At 67.0% G+C, this 21,688-nt stretch carries 21 protein-coding genes; 9 read left to right on the top strand and 12 right to left on the bottom strand.

Annotated elements, in window-relative coordinates:
- Nucleotides 1–83: 83 nt before the first annotated feature.
- The 4 genes from BoBH3_RS13530 to fliL all read right to left on the bottom strand — a co-directional run bounded on the left by BoBH3_RS13530 (nt 84) and on the right by fliL (nt 3,149).
- Entirely contained in the window at nt 84–962 is an 879-nt protein-coding gene (locus BoBH3_RS13530; protein ID WP_262331345.1) for a MotE family protein, read from the bottom strand.
- Entirely contained in the window at nt 959–1,408 is a 450-nt protein-coding gene (locus tag BoBH3_RS13525; protein WP_262331344.1) for a DUF6468 domain-containing protein, read from the bottom strand. Before BoBH3_RS13525 ends, BoBH3_RS13530 begins: the two co-directional genes overlap by 4 nt.
- Nucleotides 1,409–1,422: 14 nt before the next feature.
- On the bottom strand, nt 1,423–2,550 hold the full coding sequence (fliM, locus tag BoBH3_RS13520) for a flagellar motor switch protein FliM (protein ID WP_316045103.1): 1,128 nt from the start codon (nt 2,548–2,550) through the stop codon (nt 1,423–1,425).
- Between the two features lie 89 nt (nt 2,551–2,639).
- Nucleotides 2,640–3,149 carry a flagellar basal body-associated protein FliL gene (fliL, locus tag BoBH3_RS13515; protein ID WP_262331343.1) on the bottom strand — a complete coding sequence of 170 codons (510 nt, stop codon included), beginning with the start codon at nt 3,147–3,149 and terminating at the stop codon, nt 2,640–2,642.
- Nucleotides 3,150–3,434: 285 nt separating this feature from the next.
- Between fliL and flgF the strand changes: the two genes are divergently transcribed.
- The 5 genes from flgF (at nt 3,435) to BoBH3_RS13490 (ending at nt 10,143) form a co-directional block, all read left to right on the top strand.
- Nucleotides 3,435–4,178: a flagellar basal-body rod protein FlgF gene (gene flgF / locus BoBH3_RS13510; protein ID WP_262331342.1), complete on the top strand. Its 744-nt coding sequence runs from the start codon at nt 3,435–3,437 to the stop codon at nt 4,176–4,178.
- Between the two features lie 15 nt (nt 4,179–4,193).
- Nucleotides 4,194–4,985 (top strand): flagellar basal-body rod protein FlgG, encoded by a 792-nt coding sequence (gene flgG / locus BoBH3_RS13505; RefSeq protein ID WP_262331341.1) that lies wholly within the window; start codon nt 4,194–4,196, stop codon nt 4,983–4,985.
- Between the two features lie 16 nt (nt 4,986–5,001).
- Entirely contained in the window at nt 5,002–6,045 is a 1,044-nt protein-coding gene (gene flgA, locus BoBH3_RS13500; protein WP_262331340.1) for a flagellar basal body P-ring formation chaperone FlgA, read from the top strand.
- A gap of 31 nt (nt 6,046–6,076) precedes the next feature.
- A complete protein-coding gene (flgH, locus tag BoBH3_RS13495; RefSeq protein ID WP_262331339.1) occupies nt 6,077–6,829 on the top strand; it encodes a flagellar basal body L-ring protein FlgH in 753 nt (250 codons plus the stop codon).
- A 581-nt stretch (nt 6,830–7,410) separates the two neighbouring features.
- The gene (locus tag BoBH3_RS13490) at nt 7,411–10,143 is read left to right on the top strand and encodes an autotransporter outer membrane beta-barrel domain-containing protein (protein WP_262331338.1); all 2,733 of its coding nucleotides are present in this window, start codon (nt 7,411–7,413) and stop codon (nt 10,141–10,143) included.
- 95 nt (nt 10,144–10,238) lie between these two features.
- On the opposite strand, the gene BoBH3_RS13485 is transcribed toward BoBH3_RS13490, so the two are convergent.
- Nucleotides 10,239–10,577 carry a YciI family protein gene (locus tag BoBH3_RS13485; RefSeq protein WP_262331337.1) on the bottom strand — a complete coding sequence of 113 codons (339 nt, stop codon included), beginning with the start codon at nt 10,575–10,577 and terminating at the stop codon, nt 10,239–10,241.
- Between the two features lie 197 nt (nt 10,578–10,774).
- Here BoBH3_RS13485 and BoBH3_RS13480 point away from each other — a divergent pair, with 197 nt between their 5' ends.
- Entirely contained in the window at nt 10,775–11,065 is a 291-nt protein-coding gene (locus tag BoBH3_RS13480) for a DUF1330 domain-containing protein (protein ID WP_262331336.1), read from the top strand.
- A 174-nt stretch (nt 11,066–11,239) separates the two neighbouring features.
- On the opposite strand, the gene dksA is transcribed toward BoBH3_RS13480, so the two are convergent.
- The 3 genes from dksA to BoBH3_RS13465 form a co-directional block, all read right to left on the bottom strand.
- Nucleotides 11,240–11,662 (bottom strand): RNA polymerase-binding protein DksA, encoded by a 423-nt coding sequence (gene dksA / locus BoBH3_RS13475; RefSeq protein ID WP_262331335.1) that lies wholly within the window; start codon nt 11,660–11,662, stop codon nt 11,240–11,242.
- A gap of 194 nt (nt 11,663–11,856) precedes the next feature.
- Complete coding sequence (locus BoBH3_RS13470; protein WP_262331334.1) at nt 11,857–12,888, bottom strand: hypothetical protein; 1,032 nt, start codon at nt 12,886–12,888, stop codon at nt 11,857–11,859.
- On the bottom strand, nt 12,863–14,236 hold the full coding sequence (locus BoBH3_RS13465) for an MBOAT family O-acyltransferase (RefSeq protein WP_262331333.1): 1,374 nt from the start codon (nt 14,234–14,236) through the stop codon (nt 12,863–12,865). Before BoBH3_RS13465 ends, BoBH3_RS13470 begins: the two co-directional genes overlap by 26 nt.
- A 120-nt stretch (nt 14,237–14,356) precedes the next feature.
- Between BoBH3_RS13465 and BoBH3_RS13460 the strand changes: the two genes are divergently transcribed.
- Both BoBH3_RS13460 and fabF read left to right on the top strand, forming a co-directional pair.
- A complete protein-coding gene (locus BoBH3_RS13460; protein WP_262331332.1) occupies nt 14,357–14,869 on the top strand; it encodes a winged helix-turn-helix transcriptional regulator in 513 nt (170 codons plus the stop codon).
- An 8-nt stretch (nt 14,870–14,877) separates the two neighbouring features.
- Nucleotides 14,878–16,143, top strand: coding sequence for a beta-ketoacyl-ACP synthase II (gene fabF / locus BoBH3_RS13455; RefSeq protein WP_262331331.1), 1,266 nt, complete (start codon nt 14,878–14,880; stop codon nt 16,141–16,143).
- 20 nt (nt 16,144–16,163) lie between these two features.
- Here the strand turns inward: fabF and BoBH3_RS13450 are convergent, their stop codons facing one another.
- Both BoBH3_RS13450 and BoBH3_RS13445 read right to left on the bottom strand, forming a co-directional pair.
- Nucleotides 16,164–17,240: a tartrate dehydrogenase gene (locus tag BoBH3_RS13450; RefSeq protein WP_262331330.1), complete on the bottom strand. Its 1,077-nt coding sequence runs from the start codon at nt 17,238–17,240 to the stop codon at nt 16,164–16,166.
- Between the two features lie 67 nt (nt 17,241–17,307).
- Nucleotides 17,308–18,282 carry a tripartite tricarboxylate transporter substrate-binding protein gene (locus BoBH3_RS13445; protein ID WP_262331329.1) on the bottom strand — a complete coding sequence of 325 codons (975 nt, stop codon included), beginning with the start codon at nt 18,280–18,282 and terminating at the stop codon, nt 17,308–17,310.
- Between the two features lie 147 nt (nt 18,283–18,429).
- On the opposite strand from BoBH3_RS13445, the gene BoBH3_RS13440 reads away from it, so the two are divergent.
- Nucleotides 18,430–19,137: a GntR family transcriptional regulator gene (locus BoBH3_RS13440; RefSeq protein WP_262331935.1), complete on the top strand. Its 708-nt coding sequence runs from the start codon at nt 18,430–18,432 to the stop codon at nt 19,135–19,137.
- A 14-nt stretch (nt 19,138–19,151) separates the two neighbouring features.
- Here BoBH3_RS13440 and BoBH3_RS13435 read toward each other — a convergent pair whose 3' ends face one another.
- The gene (locus BoBH3_RS13435; RefSeq protein WP_262331328.1) at nt 19,152–20,681 is read right to left on the bottom strand and encodes an acyl-CoA carboxylase subunit beta; all 1,530 of its coding nucleotides are present in this window, start codon (nt 20,679–20,681) and stop codon (nt 19,152–19,154) included.
- A gap of 191 nt (nt 20,682–20,872) precedes the next feature.
- Nucleotides 20,873–21,661: an ATP12 family chaperone protein gene (locus BoBH3_RS13430; protein ID WP_262331327.1), complete on the bottom strand. Its 789-nt coding sequence runs from the start codon at nt 21,659–21,661 to the stop codon at nt 20,873–20,875.
- Between the last annotated feature and the right edge of the window lie 27 nt (nt 21,662–21,688).

The raw sequence follows: 21,688 nt of genomic DNA, 5'->3' as shown, positions 1-21,688 counted from the left end.
AGCGGCCCTCGGGCACGCTACCGCGTCAACCATAATACGGTCTTAACGACAGGCGATTTCGGCGCAGGCGCCGACCATCTCCCTCAGCGCAGCGGCGCAGGGGCGATGGCGGGCAGTTCGTTGATCGGCAGGGGTGCCTCGGCGCTGAGCCTTTCAGGCTGGGCGGAGCGGCTCGATGTGGCCAGCGCGACGGTCAACTTCTCGGCGCGCTCGGGCGCCATGGCCGCGAGCACTTCGGACATCTTGCGCGGGTTCATCTGCTGGACGACCGGAACCAGCACGTCGAGGCCGAGCCGGTCGAAGACGCGGGCGGCGTCCTTGGGCTTCATCGCCTCGTACATGATGACGAGGTTGCGGATCGCCTTGGCTTCCTCGACGGCCGGCTTGGGGCCTCCCACGCTGGTCTTCTCCTCCAGCGCCTTGAGATCTCCGACACGGCCGTCGAGTCGCTTCTCGGCGGTGTCGAGCAGGCGCTCGCGGATCTCCAGCTCGCGCATGCGGCTGTCGAGTTCCTCGCGCCGCTCGCCGAGGCGTTCGAGGATCGCCTTCTCGGCCGGCGAGACCGCGCGGGCTGTGCCATTGATGATGGCGGCCTTGTTGTTGGGGTTGGCGGCACGGGCGGCCTCGGCCTTCGCCTCGGCTTCCTTCTTCTCCTGGTCCTTCTTGGGATCCGGAGCGGGGTTGGAGCCGGTCGTCTCGGGATCGAAGAAGCGGCCGGGGGTGTGGGCGCGCCCGATGATCTTGGCCAGGCCCCAAGCGTCCGGCTCCGCGTCGCCCTGCTTGCCGGATGAGGGCTTGCCGGCGGCGGGTTTGGCTGCGGCTGGCTTCGCTGCGGCGACGCTGGCGGGCGCCGGACGTTCGCTGACGATGGTATCCGCCCCCGTCCAGGCAAGCAGCTTCAGCGCCAGGAGACCCATGGCGCCGAGGATGACGGCCGGAAGGAGGCGAGGCCGTTCGATCACGCCGCGTTTTCCTCCAGCCGGCGGGCGGCGCGATTGCGGATCGCCGCGGCGGACCTGGCGGCATCGTCGAGGCGCGAGACGGAGGAGGTCTCGACCGCGGCCGGCTCCGCGACGGGCCGGCCGATGCGATTGGCCGCGGCGACGATCTGGGCGATGCGATCCATCACCGCATGTCCGGCTTCGACCTGGGCGTGGAGGTCGGCGGCATAGCGCTCGGCCGTGCGCAGGCGCTCGTCGAGCGTGCGGTCGCAATCGCCGAGGGTCAGCTTCAGGCTGCTGATGGCACGTTCGGCGCTGTCGGTGGCGGTGATCAGCGCGCCGACGGTCTGGCGCATGCCGGCCTCGTCGGCCTTCAGGCGCTCGATCCGGCGGGAGAGCACGAAGCAGGTGATGATGGTGGCGACGAGCAGGCTGGCCACGAGCGCTTCGGCGATGAGATTGATCATGATGACATCCCGTCTCAGCTCGTGGCGCCGAATTGACTGGCGAGGCTGTCGAAGGCCGCCAGCGTGGTCTTGGAGCGCCGCAGCGGGCTCGTGACCTGAACGGCGATCTTGCCGTCGACGCGGCCGATCCGCCCGTCGGTGACCATGAAATCGCCGCAGCGCAGCGAGACGGAGGCGTCGGGGCGCGCGTCGAACATCAGCGTGTCGCCGATCTCGAGCCGCATCATCCGCTTGAGCGGCATCTGCGTCTCGTGCAGCACGCAGGTGACGTCCACATCCGCCTGCCAGACCTCGGTCGCGAGATGGCTCTCCCAGGTCGGATCGCGACCCAGCTTCTCGCCCATGAAGCTTTCGAGCAGGAGCTCGCGGATCGGCTCGATGGTGGCGTAGGGCAGCAGGATGTGCAGCGCGCCGCCGCGACCTTCCATGTCGAAGCGCAGTTCGACGCGGATCGCGGCATTCGCCGGGCGCGAGATCGAGACGAAGCGGGGGTTCGATTCGACGCGGTCGATGGTGAAGCTCACCGGCGAGAGCGGCTTGAAGGCCGCTTCCGCATCGCTCAGCACGAGCGCGATGACGCGGCGGATCAGCCGGATCTCGATCGAGGTGAAGGGGCGCCCGTCGATGCGCGGGGCGGGCTGGCCGCGCTTGCCGCCGAAGAGCGTGTCCAGCACCGAGTAGATCAGCGCCGACTCGATGGTGACGAGGCCGAAATTGTCCCATTCCTCGGCCTTGAAGACCGAGAGCAGCGCCGGCTGCGAGATCGAGTTGATGTAGTCGCCGAAGCGCACCGAGCGGATGCTCTCGAGCGTAACCTCGACATTGTCCGTGAAGAAGTTGCGCAGGCTGGTCGAGAGCAGGCGCACGAGACGCTCGAAGATGATCTCGAGCATCGGCAGGCGTTCATAGGCGACCGAGCCCGAATCGACGATCGCCTGGATGCCGTTGCGGTCATCCTTGTCGTCGCCGCTGGTGAAACCGAGCATCGTGTCGATTTCGTCCTGCGACATCAGACGGTCGGTGCCGCCTTCCTGCTCGCCGTCCTCGATGACGACTTCGGGCATGGCGACCCAGCCGGCCGCCATGTTCTCCGGCGTCAGCGGCTCGTCGCCGGGAAGGGAATTGTCGCGATCGGTGCTCATCGTTCCGTCGTCATCTCTGCGTGGGGTCTAGATTGCTTTTGCATCGAACCGAAAACCGGCTTCCGCTTTTCGATCCGAATTCAGCCCACTCACTGCACCAGCAGTTCCTTGAACAGCACCGCATCCACCTTGGCCGGATAGACCGTCAGGTTGACGCGCCGCAGCAGCTCCTCCTTCAGCCGATACATGCCGGCCGAGCCTTCGAGGTCCGAGGGGCGCAGCTCCCGCATGAAGACCTGGAAGGCATCCTCGACGCGCGGCAGCAGCGGCTTCACATCCTCCGAGATCTTCGGATCGGAGACTTCCAGCACGACCTTGATCTTCATCAGTGGCGCGCGTTCCTGCTGGCCCGATGCCGCCATGCCGATCGTCATGTCCTTCATCTCGATGAAGGAGGCAGGCTTCTTGGCCTTCGCAGCAGCCTCGGCCGCCGCGGTCTGCTCGGCGCTGGGCTTGTTCAGGAAGAACCAGCCGCCACCGCCGCCGGCAGCCAGCAAGGCGACGGCGCCCACGATGATGAAGAGCTTCTTCTTGCTCTTCGGCGCGTCAGCGCCGGAGGCGTCTTCGTCGTCCGTCTTCGGCTTCGGCTTCTTAGCCATCTCGATCCTACGCCCCGGGCCGTCGGCGGCTTCTGCCCCCGTTCCTGCAGAGCTTCCCCAATCACGGTTAACGCGTCGTTAAGGGCGGCAGAATTTGCCGAGTCAATCTTGCCGGTTCAGCAGCTCGTGCCGGGTGTGAATGGGGAGGGGGTAACCTCCAAATCAATTATAATTCAGAGATTTAGCTGAATTTCTCGGGTTGGCATGCCGGTTGCGGATGTCTTGCCGTGGCGACTGCGCTGGGGAGCGTCGAGGTCGTCGCGGGACAAGATCGGGAGTTGAGCCGTGGAGAATGCGCTTCTCGTCGGCCTGTCGCGCCAGGTGGCCCTGGCGCGCGAGCTGGACGTCATCGCCAACAACATGGCGAATGTCGGCACCAATGGATTCAAGGCGCGCAGCGCGCGCTTCAACGAATACATCATGCCGCGCGCCAAGGCAGAGGCCTTCAAGCCGCTCGACCGGCCGCTCTCCTATGTCATCGACAAGGGCACGCCGCTCGACCTGTCGCAGGGCGTGATCGAGCGCACCGGCAACCCGCTCGACGTCGCGCTCAAGGACGACAACTACCTGGTCGCGCAGACGCCGAACGGCGAACGCTACACCCGCGCGGGCTCGCTGACCGTCGACCGGCAGGGACGGCTCGTCACCCAGACCGGCCTCGCGGTGATGGGCGAGGCGGGCCCGATCACCTTCGGCGCGGCCGAATACGACATGCGGATCGCGCCCGACGGCACCGTGACCAGCGACCAGGGCGTGCGCGGCCGGCTGCGGCAGGTGACCTTCGCCAATCCGCGGGACCTCGCGAACGACGGTACCAACCTGTTCTCCTCGTCCGTGCCCGCGCAGCCGGCAGGGCCGCTGGCGCGGCTGGAGCCCGGCGCGATCGAGCGTTCGAACGTCAAGGCCGTGGTCGAGATGACCCGTCTGATGGAGGTGCAGCGCAACTACCAGAGCGTCGCGAACATGATCAGCAGGTCCGATGAACTGCGCAGCCGGGCGATCTCGCGCCTGGCCGACCAGCAAGCCTGATAAGGAGCAAGCGCCATGCGCGCCATGCAGACAGCCGCAACGGGCATGATGGCCCAGGAGATGAACGTCCAGGTCATCTCCAACAACATCGCCAACGTGCGGACCACGGGCTACAAGCGCCAGCAGGTTCATTTCCAGGACCTGCTCTACGAGAACTTCCGGCGGGCGGGCGCGAACACCTCCGACCAGAACACCCAGGCGCCGGCGGGCACCTTCGTCGGCTCCGGCGTCAAGACGGTTTCGACCGGCCGGGTCATGACGCAGGGCAACATCACGCCGACCGAGAAGCCCTATGATCTCGCCGTTCGCGGCGAGGGCTTCTTCCGCATCCAGATGCCGGACGGGCGGACCGCTTTTAGCCGTGACGGCTCCTTCGACCTCGATTCGCAGGGCCAGATCGTCACGCGCGACGGCTATCAGGTGCAGCCCGGTATCACCGTGCCGAACAACGCCACCAGCGTCAGCGTCAACGCGCAAGGCATGGTCGAGGCGCAGATGCCGGGGCAGACGGCCCCGCAGCAGCTCGGCCAGATCCAGCTCGCGCGCTTCGTCAACAAGGTCGGCCTCGAATCGATCGGCGACAACCTCTTCATCGAGACGGCGGCATCGGGCCAGCCGATCGACGGCTTCGGCGGCGGCGAGGGCTTCGGCACGCTCCAGCAGAACTACCTCGAAGAAGGCAACGTCCAGGCCGTGACCGAGCTGACCTCGCTGATCGCGGCGCAGCGCGCCTACGAGATGAACTCCAAGGTCATCACCGCCGCCGACCAGATGATGTCGGCGACCACCCAGATGTTCCGCGGCTAGCAGGGGAGCGCGCATCATGATCCGTCTGTCTCTCGCAGCCTTCGTTCTCTCGAGCGCCGCCGCATTCGCCGCGCCCCAGCCGAAGGTTTCCGCGCCGGTCTCGGTCGCCGCTGTGACGGCCGCACCGGCGCCCGTTCTGCCGCAGAAGCTCCGGCTCAAATCCGAGGTCAGCCTCTCGCGCGATCTCGTCACCTTCGGCGATCTCATTCCCGGCCTCGCTGGCGATGCTGCCACCACGGCTGCCTTCCGGGCCCCGGGCCTGGGCGAGACGGGCACGATCCAGGTCGCGCGCATCGTCGAGGCGGCGCGCGCCGCCGGCGTCGTGCGCGAGGTGTCCGAGCTGGAGAGCCATGGCTTCGCCCAGGTCGTGGTGACGCGCGCCGCGCGCCGCATCACGGCCGCCGATCTGGAGGCTGCCGTGAAGGCGGGCCTGCAGGAGCGCTTCGGCGTCGATGCACGGCTCTTTGCTCTGGCCATCGACGGCGGCGCGCCGGCCATCGCGGTCGAGCCCGAGCTCACCGGCGATGTCGGTGTGATCGACCTGTCCTTCGACGCCCGCACGCGGCGCCTGCAGGCGCGGCTCGCCGTGCCGGGCAGCATGGCGATGCGGCTGAAGCCGCTGCGCATCTCGGGCCAGCTCGTCGAGACCGTAGAGGTCGTGGTGCCGAAGCGGGCGATCGCACGCGGCGAGACGCTGACCAAGGACGATGTCTCGCTGGAGCGCCGCCCGCGCGACGGGCAGGGCACGGAAATCCTCTCCGACGTCCGCGGCGCCATCGACAAGGTGGCGCGCCGGGCGCTGCTCGCCGGGGCGCCGCTGCGCAGCGGCGACGTCCAGCGCGAGGAGATCGTCGGCAAGGGCGACCTCGTCACGATCAGCTACGAAACCCCGGGACTGGTCATCACCCTGCGCGGCCGGGCCAACGAGGCCGGCGCCATGGGAGACGTCATCTCCGTCACCAACCCCCAGTCCAAGCGCGTGCTGCAGGGCAGGGTGAGCGGGCAGGGGCGGATCTCCGTCCAGCCCTCCGCCTCCGGCCGCATCGCCAGCGCCAATTGACGGCTTCCAAGTGACAGCCATGGAAAACGCCATGACCCTTTCCCGCCTCGCCAAGCTCTCCAGCCTCCTGCTGCTCTCGGCCTCGCTCGGCGCCTGCGGCATGGCCGACCGCCTTGCCAATGTCGGCCAGCCGCCGAACCTTTCGCCGATCGAGGACCCGACGGCGACCAAGGGCTACAAGCCGGTGCAGATGCCGATGCCGGCGATGGAGCATGCGTCCTACGCGCCGAACTCGCTGTGGCGGACCGGCTCGCGCGCCTTCTTCAAGGACCAGCGCGCCCGGCTCGTCGGCGATCTCGTGACGGTCAAGGTCAAGATCACCGACCGGGCCCAGCTCGACAACTCGACCAAGCGCAGCCGCAAGAACGGCGAGGATTTCGGTGCGTCGCGCCTGATGGGCTTCGAGAACAAGCTCGACAAGTTCCTGCCCAACGGCTCGAGCGCCGGCGAGCTCCTGAAGCTGGACTCCGAAGGATCCAGCGAGGGCTCGGGCACGATCCGCCGGGCCGAGCAGCTCAGCACGAACGTCGCCGCCGTCGTCACCCAGACCCTGCCGAACGGCAACCTCGTGATCGAGGGCAAGCAGGAGATCCGGGTCAATTTCGAGGTGCGCGAGCTGATCGTGGCCGGCGTGATCCGGCCGGAGGACATCGAGTCCGACAACACGATCGAATCCTCGAAGATCGCCCAGGCCCGCATCGCCTATGGCGGCCGCGGCCAGATCACCGATGTCCAGCAGCCGCGCTACGGCCAGCAGGTGATGGACATCCTCCTGCCGTTCTGACCCGCCCGTCCGAACGGCCCCCACGAAATCCCGGACGGCGCGGAACGCTCCCCCTTGTCTCCGCGCCGCCCCGGCCGGCGGTCTCTCCCGAGCCGCCGAAAGCCCCGGCCGCCCGCCACGCTCCCCAAGCTATCCAAGGCAGGCAGCCACAAGCCCCGCGTCCTCCCGACGCGGGGCTTTTTTGCGTTGGGGTGGGGCTATGGCGATGTCGCCTATGGGTCGGGAGCGGACTCTCGCTTTACGCCTGAAACCAGACCTTTGCAGCGCTTCACCCGTCACCAAGCGCTATTCCCGACAGCCTCGCCCGAGCGCAACCCCGAGTTCGTTGCCGAATCGTTAACCGTGATGGCTTACTCAGGGGCAGCGTCGCGACGGCGCCGATGACGGGGCTGACTATCTCTATGCTTGCCGACCTGCCTATGCCGACGCCGTCGCCCCTTCGCAGCGCCTTAACGCGCTCCACCGCTCTCTTCGCACGTTGCATTGTGGGCCGGGGAGCTCTGGAGGCGGGAACACATTGGACGTCGGCGCCGGGCGTCCCCTCCCTGCGCAGCCTGATGCGTGCTCCCTTGCGAGCAGCCTTGCTGGCCTCGACGGCTCTGGCGCTGGCATCGATGCCCCTGGCGACCGGGCCGGCCCAGGCGCAGACCTGGCTGGCCAATCCGGGATCGAGCAATTACTACGACGGGGGCAACTGGAGCTCAGGCAGCGTGCCGGCCGGCACGGCATCGTTCGGCGCCTCGAACACCACCGCGCTGACGCTGGGCCTTCCCGGCACCATCAGCGGCTGGACGTTCAGCGCCGGAGCCTCGAACTACACGTTCGATATCCAGCAGCTTACGAGCTTCTCGGGATTTGGCATCACGATCAATGGCGGCAGCGCGACCATTAACAACGACAATGATATGTACTTCACTAATGCCAGCTCAGCCGGCAGTGCGGCCATTATCAACACCAATACTATGAATTTCTCGAATACCAGCTCAGCCGACCGCGCGACCATTACCAACAACTCTACCATGATCTTCCACGACGGCAGCTCAGCAAGCAGTTCGGTCATCAACAACACAAGCGGACTAAGCTTCACCAGCAACAGTACAGCCGGCAGCGCCACCATTACCAACAGTACAGTCGGTAGCGCCATATCTTTTTCGGATTCCAGCACGGCGGGCAGCGCCACCATTACCAGCAGTGGTAGCATATTTTTCTCGGATTCCAGCACGGCGGGCAGCGCCACATTCAACAGCGACGGCTATATCGCGTTCTCGGCTACGGCCACGGCGGGCAACGCCGCCATTACCAACGTCACGGGCACCGTGGAATTCCGGGACAGCAGCACGGCGGGCAACGCCGCCATTACCAACATCACGGGCACCGTGGAATTCCGGAACAGCAGCACGGCGGGCAGCGCCACAATCATCAACAACGACAGAATAATTTTCCGGAACACCACGACGGCGGGCAACGCCACCCTGATCAACAACGCCGGGGGCACAGTCGACTTCTCGTTCAGCACGGGCCCGAACGGCGACAGCAGGCTGAGCGCTGCCTCCATCGCAGGCGCCGGAAACTATCTCCTCGGCGCCAACGAACTGACGGTCGGCTCGAACGATCGCTCGACCGAGGTAAGCGGCATCATCTCCGGCGCGGGCGGCTCGCTGGTCAAGCTCGGCACGGGCACGCTGACGCTGTCGGGCGCAAACACCTATTCGGGCGCGACCACGGTCTCCGGCGGCCGGCTGGCGGTAAACGGCTCACTCGCCGGTTCCGTGATCGTTAATGCCGGCGGCGAGCTCGGCGGCACCGGCACGGTCGGCGGGGCCCTGATCAACGGCGGCATGCTGGCGCCCGGCAATTCGATTGGGGTTCTCAATGTCGCCGGCAACCTCGCCTTCACGAGCGCCTCGACCTATGCGGTCGAGGTCTCGCCCTCAAGCGCCGACAGGGTCAATGTCAGCGGCACCGCTACGCTCGGCGGAGCCACGGTCGCGGCGAGCTTCGCGGCCGGCAGCTATGTCGCAAAGCAGTACACGATCCTCAACGCCGCCGGCGGCGTCAGCGGGACCTTCGGCACCAAGGTCGACACCAATTTGCCCGCAGGCTTCAAGTCCGTCTTGAGCTATGACGCCAACAACGCCTACCTCGATCTTGAACTCCTCCCGGCGAGCCTGAACCGCAACCAGAGCCGCGTCTCCCACGCGCTGACGAAATACTTCGATGCGGCCGGCAGCATCCCGATGGCCTTCGGTACGCTGACGCCGGCTGGGCTGTCCCAAGCCTCGGGGGAGCCTGCGACCGGCGCCCAGACCGCCACTCATGACGCCATGACCCAGTTCATGGGCACGTTGGTCGATCCCTCGCCGGAGGGCCGCGGCATCGCGCTCGGCGCGGCTCCGACCGGCTTCGCCTCCTATTCCTCGGCTTCCGGCAAGGGCTCCGATCTGCCCACACGCAAGGTCGCGCTGACCGCCGACCCCGATCTCTGGCGCTGGAGTGTCTGGGGCAGCGGCTTCGGCGGCGCGCAGTTCACCGGCGCGCACGCATCCGCCGGCACCGCCGCCAACACCAACCGAGTCTATGGCGCGGCCGTCGGCGCCGACTACAAGCTGACGCCCTCGACCATCGCCGGCTTCGCCTTCGCCGGCGGCGCCACCAGCTTCAACACCTATGGGCTCGGCTCCGGCAAGTCCGACCTGTTCCAGGCCGGCCTCTTCCTGCGCCAGCATTTCGGCCAGGCCTATCTCTCGGCCGGCCTCGCCTATGGCTGGCAGGACGTCACCACCGACCGCAGCGTCCTCGGCGAGCGGCTGGAGGCCAAGTTCGACGTCAACAGCTGGTCGGGCAAGCTGGAAGCTGGGCACCGCTTCGCGCTCGGCCCGGCCGCGCTGACGCCTTATGTCGCGGCGCAGTTCACCGCGATCGCGCTGCCGGACTATGCCGAGCGGGCGCTGGCGGGCCCCAGCCTGTTCGCGCTGTCATACGCCTCGCGCGACGTCACCACGACGCGCAGCGAGCTTGGCCTGCGGGCCGACGCCAATGTCAGCATCGGCGGGCTGCCGCTCTCGCTGCGGGGCGGCGTCGCCTGGGTGCACAACTTCGAGACGGCGACCGGCGCGCTTGCCAGCTTCCAGTCGCTGCCGGGCGCGACCTTCCTGGTCAGCGGCGCGGCGCTTGACCGCAACGCGCTGCGCACCACCGCCACTGCCGAGCTCGACCTGAAGAACGGCCTCTCCATCGCCGCCACCTTCGACGGCGAGTTCGGCGAGAACAGCCGCAGCCTCGGCGGCAAGGGCGCGCTTCGCTACAGGTGGTGAGCACGAGCAGCAAGGCGGGATGCCATAAAGCGGACCATCCCGCCGTCAGCTGTGGGCCGGAAGCGGACACATGGCGCAGGCCGCGAAAATGGCCTCTAGCTCGCCGGATCGTAGCCGAACTCGCGCAGTTCCTGGGCGCAGCGGCATGCCGCCGCGAGCTTCCTCGCCCATTCGACTGCCAGTTCACGACTGGGCACTTCCAGCACGGCGAACCCGCCGGTCAGACGGCTGCCTGGATAGATGGTCGTCGAGACCGATCCATCAGCGCTCACCAGGGCCGGATCGACCGCCTCGTTGATGCCTCCGCCGAACACATAGACACCGGCCGCCTTCGCCTCCTCGATCACCGCGTGCGACTCATCCGACGCGAGGCGCATTTCCTCGTCCGAGAGAGCCATCGCTTCGCTTGGAAAGGAAATGAGGTACTTTGCCATATGCCGATGATGCAGGGTCGTCCGGATCGCGGCAAGCGATGATCCAGGCGTCGGCAACGGGCCGAGAGGCGACGTTCCGCGCCATGTCGAATATCGGCCCAAGGGGCGGGCAGGCTCAAACCAACCATGCCTCTTTCGCCGCCGATCCCATCGTGAAAATATCGCCCGCAGGAATGGTTCCACGCAGGAGATGCACGATGGCCAAGGCCTATTGGGTCGGCACCTATCGCTCGGTCAGCAATGCCGATGCGCTCGCGGCTTATGCGAAGCTCAGCGGCCCGGCGATCGTCGCCGGCGGCGGCCGCATCCTGGCGCGCGGATTGCCCGCGCTGGTCTACGAATCCGGGCTCCAGCAGCGCACCGTCGTCATCGAGTTCGACAGCGTCGAGCAGGCGAAGGCGACGCATGACAGCCCGGCCTATCAGGAGGCGCTGGCCTTGCTGGCCGGCGGCGCGGAGCGCGACATCCGCATCGTCGAAGGCGTCTAGGTAACCGGGAATCCTTCTCCTGCGCGGGAGAGGGGTTCCCGCGGTTCCGGCGCTTCTCGGCCAAAGATGCCCGGGCCGAACCCGAGCATGATGGCGGGTGGCACATTCACGCAAAAGGCCCCGCGCCCGTGGCGCGAGGCCTTCAAAAAACAAAAGTAGCCGGTTGGCTGCCTCTCAATCGTCCCGGAACACGCGCTCATTGCGCTCGTGGCGCTCCTGGGCTTCGAGCGAAAGCGTGGCGATCGGGCGGGCTTCCAGGCGCTTGAGCGAAATCGGCTCGCCGGTTTCCTCGCAATAGCCGTAGGAGGCATCGTCGATCCGGGCGATGGCCGCGTCGATCTTGGCGATCAGCTTGCGCTGGCGGTCGCGGGCGCGCAGTTCGATGGCGCGGTCGGTTTCGGAAGAGGCCCGGTCGGCGATATCCGGGTGGTTCTCGCTCTCGGCCTGGAGAGTGGCGAGGGTCTCCTTCGCCTCCCTCAGAATCTCGTCCTTCCAGGCGATGAGCTTGCCGCGGAAGTACTCGCGCTGACGATCGTTCATGAACGGCTCGTCATCGCTCGGCTTGTAGTCCGCATCGAGGATGATCTGCTTCGACATGGGGGCGCTCTCTACGTTGTCCGCTCACGCGCCCATCAGCTATGCCGCGGGAGGGTGAGCCGAGTTGGCGCCCTTATAGCGATACGCATCAAGCGGAACAATCGCTTCCGACAGGGCTTCAACCGGTTCTTGCCAAGTTTGCCGGAAAGAGCGTTCCAAAAGGCGGATTTTGCTGCCTTTTCGCGGTAGCGGCCTTAATCCAGCGCCCGGATCGCGGTGGCGATGTCGGCCTCCATCAGCCGGGCGATGGGCAGGCGGTAATGCGTGTGGTCGAAGAAGAGATTCGAATCACGCAGTTCCGGCCGGTCGAGGCGCCAGTTCACCATTGCCGTGCGGGGCCGGCGGCTCGCGAGGTCGGCAAATGCCTTGAGGCAGGCGGCTTCGGCCGCGCCGCCGGGCGTGCCTGGCCTGGGCAGGCCCGCGACATAGATCGGGGGCCGGACGAGGATGAGCTTCGTCTCGGGTGGAGCCGATTTCATCAACGCTTCCAGCGCGGCGGCGGCCGGGTAGGGGCCGTCGACATTGCCGCCGCCCGAATCGATCGGCTTCTCGAGCTTCTCGCGCAGGTCGGGCCGGGTGGCGTAACCCTGGTCGTGGTAGCCCGCCTCATAATCCCAGTAGCCGTCGGGCCGGGCGCGCTCGGCCCTGGAGGAGGCCAGATAGCCGATGCGTCGCGGGATCTCCTCCAGCAGATCGTAGCGCATCAGCTTGCCGAGATATTCCGGCAGGCTGCGGCTGAGCAGCCAGAAGGGGAAGGGCTTGTCGTTCGGCATCGCCGGGTCCGGCGTGCACCAGAAATCGTCGACGCCGATGACGATCGCCTTGGGCGGCGTCTTCTGGTGGTGGCGCAGGAACCAGTCGATCGTGAGCAGGGTCTCCTTCGGCCGCGTCGCGGGGGCGATCAGCGAGACGAAGGGGATGCCGGTCTTTGCCCGCAATTCTTCCGGCGAGATGAGCTGGATATGCGAATTACCGAAGATCGCACCGGTGAACTGCGGATCGCGCCCGCGGCTCGCCAGCGCCGTGCGCGGGCCCTGCGGGCGCACGCCGTCCTTCAGCTGCAGCGGCGAGCGGCCGCTGTCATAGGGGTCGAGCAGGAAGGCGGTGGCGATGAAGGCGAACGAAGACAACGCCGCCGCCGCCAGCAGCGTCGTGACGAAGCCCTTCCAGCTCGCCGCCAGAGCGGGCTTGCCGGCCGGCTCAGAACTGGAAGTAGATGAACTCATAATTGGCGTCTTCGCCGATCTTCAGGAGGATGATGACGAACAGCAGGCCCGCGACCACGGCGATCCAGCGCGCGGGCGGCAGCTTGTGAACGAGGTTCCAGGCGGTGGGGCCGATGATGGCGAAGGCGGCCGCCGGCAGGAGCGCGCGCCATTTGAAGCCGCTGCCGATAGGCCCGAGGCCGATGAGCCCCTTGTAGATGGCGAGCGCCGCCTCGAAGCTCGTGGCGCGGAACAGGACCCAGCAGGCCATCACGAAGAGGAAGGTCAGGAGCCAGCCGAGCGGGGCCGGCATCGGCCAGCCGGCGCGGCGCCAGAACAGGGCGGCGATCAGCGCCAGCCCATGTGCCACGCCCCAGGCGACGAAGGTCAGGCCCGCGCCATGCCAGAGGCCGCCGAGCGCCATGGTGGCGAACAGAGCCCAGACCTGCGTGGGCAGGCCGGCGCGCGAGCCGCCGAGGGGGATGTACAGATAGTCGCGCAGGAAGCGCGACAGCGTCATGTGCCAGCGCCGCCAGAAATCCTGGATCGAGAGCGAGCGATAGGGCGCCTCGAAGTTCTGCGGCAGCACGACGCCGAAGAGCAAAGCGAGGCCCAGCGCCATGTCGGTGTAGCCGGAGAAGTCGAAATAGATCTGGAAGGTGAAGGCGAGCGTCGCCTGCCAGGCCTCGGCCAGGCTGATGACCTTGCCGGCCGCAGCGGCGGCGAAGACCGGGTTTGCGTATTCGGCCAGCGGATCGCCGATCAGCACCTTCTTGGCGAGGCCGGCGGTCAGCAGCAGCAGGCCGCGCGCGAAGCGCTCGGCCGCGTCCGGCCGCTGATAGGGCCGCTCGTCGAGCTGGTGCATGATCTCGCGCCAGCGCACCAGCGGGCCGGCGAGCACCTGCGGGAAGAAGGCAATGTAGAGTGCGTAACGGACCAGATCGTAGCGCGGAGCCTGCCCGCGCCTGAGATCCGTCAGGTACATGATGTGGTGGAAGGTGAAGAAGGAGATGCCGAGCGGCAGGGCGATGTCGAATTTCGGCGCCGGCAATCCCGGAATCATCCCAGCGAGATCGGCGAAGAAGTTGAAGTACTTGAACATCGCCAGCACGGCGAGATTGAGCACGATGGCGAGCGTGATGAGCCCGCTGGATTTTGTCTTCTGGAAGGCTTCCGCGATCAGCCAGTTGAGGCCGATCGAGAGCGCGAGCAGCGGCAGGAAGCGCCAATCCCACCAGCCGTAAAAGGCAAAGGAGAGCGCCACCAGAACCGGCAGTCGCCAGCTCGGCGCGAAGCGCTCCGCCAGCCAGTGCAGCGCGAGCGACAGCGGCAGGAAAGCGAGCAGGAAGACGAAGGAATTGAAGAGCATCTGAGGCGGGCGGCTTTCGGGATGGCTGCCGCCTTAGCGGATAATTCGGCTTGAGTCATGCTTGGGATCGCGGACATGATGTCGCTTGCAAAATGATAGTTACTGGCATAACCGTGCCCCATGCAGTTCAAGCTCGGCCCGCTTCCGGAATGTCCCTGCGCCGCCACGGTCGAGACGGTCGGCGAATGGTGGAGCATTCTCATCCTGCGTGACGCCATGCAGGGCTTCACGCGCTTCGAGCAATTCCAGCGCAGCCTGGGGATCGCGCCGAACATGCTGGCGCGGCGCCTGAAGCATCTGACGGACAGCGGCATCTTCGAGCGGCGGCTCTACAGCACGCGCCCGGCCCGTCACGAATATGTGCTGACCGAGAAGGGGCGGGACTTCTTTCCGGTCATCGCAGCGATGGTCGGATGGGGCAACCGCCACTTCGCCAAGGACGGCCCGGCGCTGCTGCTGGCGGACCGCAGCTCCGGGCGTGCGCTCGATCCGGTCCTGGTCGATTCGGCAAGCCTGCAGCCGATCGATGCCGATACGGCCATGGCCGTCGCCGGTCCGCAGGCAAGCCCGCAGATGCGCGAGAGGCTGGCGATGGTCGCTGCGCTGCGCCCGATTCCCTCTTCCAACGGATAGGTTGTTTCATGCGTCGTATCGTCGTGACAGGCCTCGGCGTGGTGTCGCCGCTCGGCTGCGGAACCGAAACAGCCTGGGCGCGGCTGCTGGCCGGGCGCTCGGGCCTGAGCCGGCTGCCCGAAGCCATCGCGGAGACGTTGCCGGCCAAGGTCGCCGGGAGCGTGCCCGCGAAGGGCGCGGATAGCGAGGGCGGCTTCGATCCGGACGCGGTCATTGCGCCGAAGGATCAGCGCAAGATGGACCGCTTCATCCAGTTTGCGCTGGTCGCGGCCAAGGAGGCGCTGGAGCAGGCGGGCTGGCACCCGGCGAGCGAAGCCGAGCAGGAGCGGACGGCAACGGTGATCGCCTCCGGCATCGGCGGCTTTCCCGCCATTGCCGAGGCGGTTCGGACGAGCGATGCGCGCGGCGTCCGCCGCCTCTCGCCCTTCACGATCCCGTCCTTCCTCGTCAATCTGGCGGCGGGCCACGTCTCGATCGAGCATGGCCTCAAGGGGCCGATGGGCGCGCCGGTGACGGCTTGCGCGGCCGGCGTGCAGGCCATCGGCGATGCGGCGCGGATGATCCGGGCAGGGGAGGCCGATATCGCGCTCTGCGGCGGTGCCGAGGCCTGCATTGATCTCGTCGCCCTCGGCGGTTTCGCTGCGGCGCGGGCGCTGTCGACGGGCTTCAACGAAACGCCCGAGCAGGCCTCGCGCCCCTTCGACCGGGATCGCGACGGCTTCGTCATGGGCGAGGGGGCGGGCCTGCTCGTGATCGAGACGCTGGAGCATGCTGAGGCGCGCGGGGCGAAGCCCATCGCTGAGCTGGTCGGCTACGGCACGAGCGCAGACGCCTATCACATCACGGCAGGGCCGGAGGATGGCTCGGGCGCGAGGCGGGCGATGGAGGCTGCGCTGAAGCAAGCGGGGCTCGCGCCGAGCGATGTCGGTCATCTCAACGCGCATTCGACCTCGACCCCTGTCGGGGACCGCGGCGAGCTCGCCGCGATCAAGGCCGTATTCGGAACCGCGGGCGGCATCGCGATTAGCGCGACCAAGGCCTCGACCGGCCATCTGCTTGGCGCGGCCGGCGGGCTGGAGGCAGTCTTCACGGTGCTGGCGCTGCGTGACCAGACCGCGCCGCCGACGCTCAATCTCGCTAATCCGGACGAGGCGGCGGAAGGCCTCGATATCGTCGGCCCCGAGAGGCGGAAGCTGGAGACGGACTATGCCATCTCCAACGGCTTCGGCTTCGGCGGGGTGAATGCCAGCGTCGTGTTCCGGCGCTGGGGCTGATCCGGTCCGAGGCGGGCCGATCAGATATTGTCGCCTCGCAGTGCCTCGCAGACGGCTTTCGTCACCTGATGCGTTGTGGCTTTGCCGCCGAGATCCGGCGTGTGCAGCTCCGGATTTCCGGTCACACGCTCGACGGCGCGCATCAACCTGGCAGCGGCCTTCGGCTCGCCGAGATGCTCGAGCATCATCGCGCCGGTCCAGAAGGTTGCGACCGGATTGGCGATCCCCTTGCCGGTGATGTCGAAGGCCGAGCCGTGGATCGGCTCGAACATGGAAGGCGTCGTGCGCTCCGGGTTGAGATTCGCTGTCGGCGCGATGCCGAGCGAGCCGGCCAGCGCTGCGGCAAGGTCCGACAGGATGTCGGCATGGAGATTGGTTGCGACGATGGTGTCGAGCGTCTCCGGCTTCAGCGTCATGCGCATGGTCATCGCGTCGACCAGCATCTTGTCCCAGGTCACGTCCGGGAATTCCTGTGCGACCTCCGCCGCGATCTCGTCCCACATTACCATGCCGTGGCGCTGAGCGTTCGACTTGGTCACGACCGTCAGCAGCTTCCGGGGCCGCGACTGCGCGATCCGGAAGGCATGGCGGATGATCCGTGTCACGCCGGCACGCGTGAACATCGCGACATCGGTCGCAACTTCCTCCGGCAGGCCCTTGTGGACGCGCCCGCCGACGCCGGAATACTCGCCCTCCGAGTTTTCGCGGACGATGACCCAATCCAGTTCCGGCCCCGAGACATGGCGGAGCGGGCTGACGATGCCGGGCAGGATGCGCGTCGGCCGGATGTTGGCGTATTGGTCGAGCGGCTGGCAGATGGCGAGCCTGAGGCCCCAGAGCGTCAGATGGTCCGGGATGTCGGGCGCACCGACGGCGCCGAAGAAGATGGCGTCGAAGGCGCGCAATTTGTCGGCGCCATCGGCGGGCATCATGACGCCGTGCTTGCGGTAGTAGCCCGAACCCCAGTCGAAGGATTCGACCTCCAGCGCGAACCCGCCGTCGCGTTCGGCGCAGACCTCCAGGGCCTGCAGGCCTGCCGCGATGACTTCCGGGCCGATTCCATCGCCGCCGATCGCGGCGATCCGGTGTGTACGCATGATGTTTCTCGCAATCTTTCCGTTTCGATTGCCGCGGCGCCGGACCAACTCCGGCGCCGTCGGTTCCTCACTGGACCGTGACGCCCGCGTTGCGGATCACTGGCACCCATTTGTCGATTTCGCTGCGAACCAGCTCTCCGAGCGCGGCAGGGGTCTGGCCGGCATCGTCGGGAAGCTCGGCGCCGAGATCGAGCAGTCGCTTGCGCGTCGCCGGGTCCTTCAGCGCGGCGCGGGCCGCGGCGTTGAGCTTGTCGACGATGCCCTTTGGAGTGCCCTTGGGCGCGAACATCGCGTTCCAGCCGGTGGCCTGGAACTGCGGCAGTCCCTGCTCGGCAGAGGTCGGGACGTCGGGGATGACGGGCAGACGGTTCTGCACCGCGACGACCAGACCCTTGCCTTCCTTGGCCTGGACGGTCGGGACGATCGCGACCGTCTGGTCGCAGACATAGTCGACCTGCCCGCCGAGCAGCGCGTTGAGCGCCGGGCCCGAACCGCGGAAGGGGACATGCTGCGGCTTCACCCCCAGCAGGGAATCGAGAAACAGGCAGGTCAGGTGGGAGGTCGATCCGACGCCGCCGGAGCCGTAGTTCAGCTTGGCGGCGTTCTCCTTGAGATAGGCGACGAACTCCCGGAAATCCTTCACCGGAAGGTCCTTCTTCGCGACGACGAGCATTGGCGTCGAGGCCGAGTTCATGATCGGCTCGAAATCGGTGCGCGGATCGTAGGAGAGCTTCGGATAGAGCCCGACGCTGGCCGCCTGGGTGCCGAGATTGCCCATCAGCAGCGTGTAGCCGTCAGGCGTCGCTCTTGCGACGCGATTGGCGCCGGTGGTTCCGCCGGCGCCGGCGATGTTCTCGACGACAAGGGACTGGCCGAGCGTGCGGCCCATATGGTCGGCCATCAGCCTGGCGACGATGTCGGTGGTGCCGCCGGCCGCGAACGGCACGACCAGCGTGATCGATTTCGTCGGATAGTCGGTCTGCGCCATGGCGGGCGCCAGCGCGCAGAGCCCGAGACCCAGCGTGAGCAGCAATCGCTTCATGTTTCCTCTCCCGGTCGAGGGCTCTTTGCGAGCCTTGTCCATTAGCTTCCATGGAAGTTTGGATGCTTGATGCTTGCCGCATATGAAGCGACTGTCAATGATGCATTCGTGCTTGCATGGAAGGTGGCGTCATGCTCAATCGCCAACATGGTGGAACTGGCGCGCAAGGATCATCAGGAGCAGGAGGGCAGGCGGCCGTCGCTGGTCGACGAAGCCTATGCCGCGCTCAAGGAGGCGATTCGCAACACCGCCTTCCCGCCGGGCTATCAGGGCTCCGAGCAGGAAATCGCCGTAAGGCTCGGCATGAGCCGCACTCCCGTGCATGAGGCGATCATTCGCCTGCAGGAGGACGGGCTGGTGCGCGTGCTTGCCAAGCGCGGCGTGCTGATCTGTCCGCTGGCGCCCGAGGATATTCGCGAGATCTACGAGGTTCTGATCGCGATCGAGGCGATGGCGGCCGAACTGCTGGCCGCATTGCCCGAGCCGGAGCGGATAGCGGCCTCGGACGAGCTGGAGGCGGCAAACGCCGAGATGGACGCAGCTCTGGCGCAGGACGATCTGCGGCGCTGGGCGGATGCCGACGATCGCTTCCACAGGCTGCTCGTCGAGCGCTGCGGCAATGGGCGGCTCAGGCGCGTTGCGCAGACCGTGACCGACCAGGCCCACCGCGCACGCATGCTGACGCTGAAGCTTCGTTCGCGCCCGTCGGGGGCGGCCGCATCACATCGCCGGATACTGGCCGCGATCCGGGCCGGCGATGTCGCGCAGGCTCAGCTGGAGGCGCGGGCGCATCGCGTCGGAGCCCGCGACGAACTCGTGCCGCTGATCAAGGATATCGGCCTGCGCCATATGTGAAGCGCTGACTCCGCTCAGAGCGGAATGTTGTCGTGCTTTCGCCAGGGCCGCTCGACGCTCTTGGTGCGCAGCATGGCGAGCGCGCGGGCGATACGGCGGCGGGTCGAGTGCGGCATGATCACCTCGTCGACATAGCCGCGCTCGGCCGCGACGAAGGGGGACATGAAGCGGTCCTCATATTCCTTGGTCTGGCGCGCGATGGTCTCGGCGTCGCCGCCGCGGAAGATGATCTCCACCGCGCCCTTCGCGCCCATCACCGCGATCTGCGCAGAGGGCCAAGCATAGTTCACGTCGGCGCCGACATGCTTTGAAGCCATGACGTCATAGGCGCCGCCGAAGGCCTTGCGCGTGATGATCGTGACCAGCGGCACGGTGCATTCGCTGTAGGCGAAGAGCAGCTTGGCGCCGTGCTTGATGAGCCCGCCGTACTCTTGCGCCGTGCCGGGCAGGAAGCCGGGGACATCAACGAAGGTGACGATCGGGATCTCGAAGGCGTCGCAATACCGCACGAAGCGGGCGGCCTTGCGGCTGGCATCAGAGTCGAGCACGCCGGCCAGCACCATCGGCTGGTTGGCGACGATACCGACGGTGCGGCCTTCGATGCGGCCGAAGCCAGTGACGATGTTGCCGGCATAGGCGGCCTGGATCTCGAAGAAGTCGCCCTCGTCGACCGTCTTCAGGATCAGTTCCTTGATGTCGTAGGGCTTGTTCGGATTGTCCGGGACCAGCGTGTCGAGGCTCATGTCGACACGGTCCGGCACGTCGAAGCTCGGCCATTCCGGCACGCCGACGGTGTTGTTGGCGGGCAGGAAGTCGAGCAGGCGGCGGACCTGCAGCAGCGCCTCGACATCGTTCTCGAACGAGCCGTCCGCCACCGAGGATTTGGAGGTGTGGACCTTGGCGCCGCCGAGCTCCTCGGAGGTCACGGTCTCGTTGGTGACGGTCTTCACCACGTCCGGTCCGGTGACGAACATGTAGGACGTGTCGCGGACCATGAAGATGAAGTCGGTCATCGCCGGCGAATAGACGTCGCCGCCGGCGCAGGGGCCCATGATGACGGAGATCTGCGGGATGACGCCGGAAGCAGCGACATTGCGCTTGAAGACCTCGCCATAGCCGCCGAGCGCCGCGACGCCCTCCTGGATGCGGGCGCCGCCGGCGTCGAACAGGCCGACGATAGGCGCGCGCATCTTCAGCGCCATGTCCTGGATCTTGATGATCTTCTGCGCATGCGTCTCGGAGAGCGAGCCGCCGAAGACGGTGAAGTCCTTGGAGAAGACGAAGACGGTGCGGCCATTGACCGTGCCCCAGCCGGTGACGACGCCGTCTCCGGGGATCTTCTCGGCCTTGTCCATGCCGAAATCGACGCAGCGGTGCTGCACGAACATGTCGAACTCCTCGAAGGAGTCCTTGTCGAGCAGCAGCTCTACGCGCTCGCGGGCGGTGAGCTTGCCGCGCTTGTGCTGCGCCTCGATGCGCTTCTCGCCGCCACCCTTGCGGGCGCCGTCGCGGCGGGTTTCGAGCTGTTCGAGGATGTCCTTCATGGCGGCGGGCTCCGGACCGTAAAACGCCTCTGGATCATTGGACCGAATATCGTATTCGATCCGATGACCCCGTTCGTTGGTTTTGCATCGGCTTTGACCGAAAACCGGGGTCCAGTTTTCGGGCCGATGCTCCAGAGCCGGCTTAAGCGGAGGCGCGGCGGGAGTCTACGCCCGCGCCGTTCGGCTTTCGGCTAGCCGTGTGCGAGGAGCAGCACGGCGGTGTCGAATTCCCGCCTGCGGATGGCGCGGCGCTCGGCCGCTTCCTCGTCCTGGCCCCAGATCCCGATCTGGTAGTCCTCGTCGAGATGGGCGGCCTGCCAGGCGGCGTCCGCATCGATGGCGCCGTCCGCCAGCGCGAGCATGAGGATGGTCGAGCCGGTCAGCGTCATCACGTTGTGGGCGCCTGCCAGCGCGAGCGGGGCGGGGATGGCGGCGACGCGCCGGGCGACGGCCTCGAGCGTTTGCGCGGGCTGCTCGGTGAAGATCACGCCCTCGGCCAGCACGAAGCGGGCGCCAACCTGCTCCTCGACACCCTTCAGGAGCGGCTGCCAGACCTCGTTCTGGCGCGCCACCAGTGCCTCGGGTTCGCCGGCGCGGTAGCAGAGCGCATCCGAGCCGGCATAGCGCACGATCTCGGCGCGCACGGCTTCCTGCTGGTCCGCGACGCCGTCGAGCGCCGAGTTGACGAGGCGGGTCAGCGGCATGCGGGCCGGGTCGATACGCTCGGCCTGCGCATCCCATTCGGCGGCGAGCGCCTCTGCGACCGGGCGAGAGCCGACGGCAAGGGGCTTGCGCGCCGGGGTGCGGGCGGTCTTGCCGTCGAGCGCGACATGGAAGAGCCCGTCGCGCTCCAGCACGCTCGCCTCCTTGTAGAAGCGGGCGGGCAGGGGATTGCGCATCGCCTGCTGGGCGGCGGCGACGGGATCGGGCTGGCGCTGGCCTTCGGCGCCGAAGCGGGCCAGGAAATCATCGGTGGACATGGCGCTGCCTTAGCGCATTTCGGAGGG

This window comes from Allobosea sp. BH3, assembly GCF_025499465.1.
Classification (GTDB): Bacteria; Pseudomonadota; Alphaproteobacteria; order Rhizobiales; family Beijerinckiaceae; genus Allobosea.
The sequence above is the reverse complement of the archived record's forward strand: the minus strand, read 5'-3'. Positions and strand labels throughout refer to the sequence as shown.

Bases quoted from the DNA above. Each gene is read 5' to 3' on its own strand.
- BoBH3_RS13525 (WP_262331344.1), bottom strand. From the start codon at position 1,408: ATGATCAATCTCATCGCCGAAGCGCTCGTGGCCAGCCTGCTCGTCGCC.
- fliM (WP_316045103.1), bottom strand. From the start codon at position 2,550: ATGAGCACCGATCGCGACAATTCCCTTCCCGGCGACGAGCCGCTGACG.
- fliL (WP_262331343.1), bottom strand. From the start codon at position 3,149: ATGGCTAAGAAGCCGAAGCCGAAGACGGACGACGAAGACGCCTCCGGC.
- flgG (WP_262331341.1), top strand. From the start codon at position 4,194: ATGCGCGCCATGCAGACAGCCGCAACGGGCATGATGGCCCAGGAGATG.
- flgA (WP_262331340.1), top strand. From the start codon at position 5,002: ATGATCCGTCTGTCTCTCGCAGCCTTCGTTCTCTCGAGCGCCGCCGCA.
- flgH (WP_262331339.1), top strand. From the start codon at position 6,077: ATGACCCTTTCCCGCCTCGCCAAGCTCTCCAGCCTCCTGCTGCTCTCG.
- BoBH3_RS13485 (WP_262331337.1), bottom strand. From the start codon at position 10,577: ATGGCAAAGTACCTCATTTCCTTTCCAAGCGAAGCGATGGCTCTCTCG.
- BoBH3_RS13480 (WP_262331336.1), top strand. From the start codon at position 10,775: ATGGCCAAGGCCTATTGGGTCGGCACCTATCGCTCGGTCAGCAATGCC.
- dksA (WP_262331335.1), bottom strand. From the start codon at position 11,662: ATGTCGAAGCAGATCATCCTCGATGCGGACTACAAGCCGAGCGATGAC.
- BoBH3_RS13470 (WP_262331334.1), bottom strand. From the start codon at position 12,888: ATGAGTTCATCTACTTCCAGTTCTGAGCCGGCCGGCAAGCCCGCTCTG.
- BoBH3_RS13465 (WP_262331333.1), bottom strand. From the start codon at position 14,236: ATGCTCTTCAATTCCTTCGTCTTCCTGCTCGCTTTCCTGCCGCTGTCG.
- BoBH3_RS13460 (WP_262331332.1), top strand. From the start codon at position 14,357: ATGCAGTTCAAGCTCGGCCCGCTTCCGGAATGTCCCTGCGCCGCCACG.
- fabF (WP_262331331.1), top strand. From the start codon at position 14,878: ATGCGTCGTATCGTCGTGACAGGCCTCGGCGTGGTGTCGCCGCTCGGC.
- BoBH3_RS13450 (WP_262331330.1), bottom strand. From the start codon at position 17,240: ATGCGTACACACCGGATCGCCGCGATCGGCGGCGATGGAATCGGCCCG.
- BoBH3_RS13445 (WP_262331329.1), bottom strand. From the start codon at position 18,282: ATGAAGCGATTGCTGCTCACGCTGGGTCTCGGGCTCTGCGCGCTGGCG.
- BoBH3_RS13440 (WP_262331935.1), top strand. From the start codon at position 18,430: ATGGTGGAACTGGCGCGCAAGGATCATCAGGAGCAGGAGGGCAGGCGG.
- BoBH3_RS13435 (WP_262331328.1), bottom strand. From the start codon at position 20,681: ATGAAGGACATCCTCGAACAGCTCGAAACCCGCCGCGACGGCGCCCGC.
- BoBH3_RS13430 (WP_262331327.1), bottom strand. From the start codon at position 21,661: ATGTCCACCGATGATTTCCTGGCCCGCTTCGGCGCCGAAGGCCAGCGC.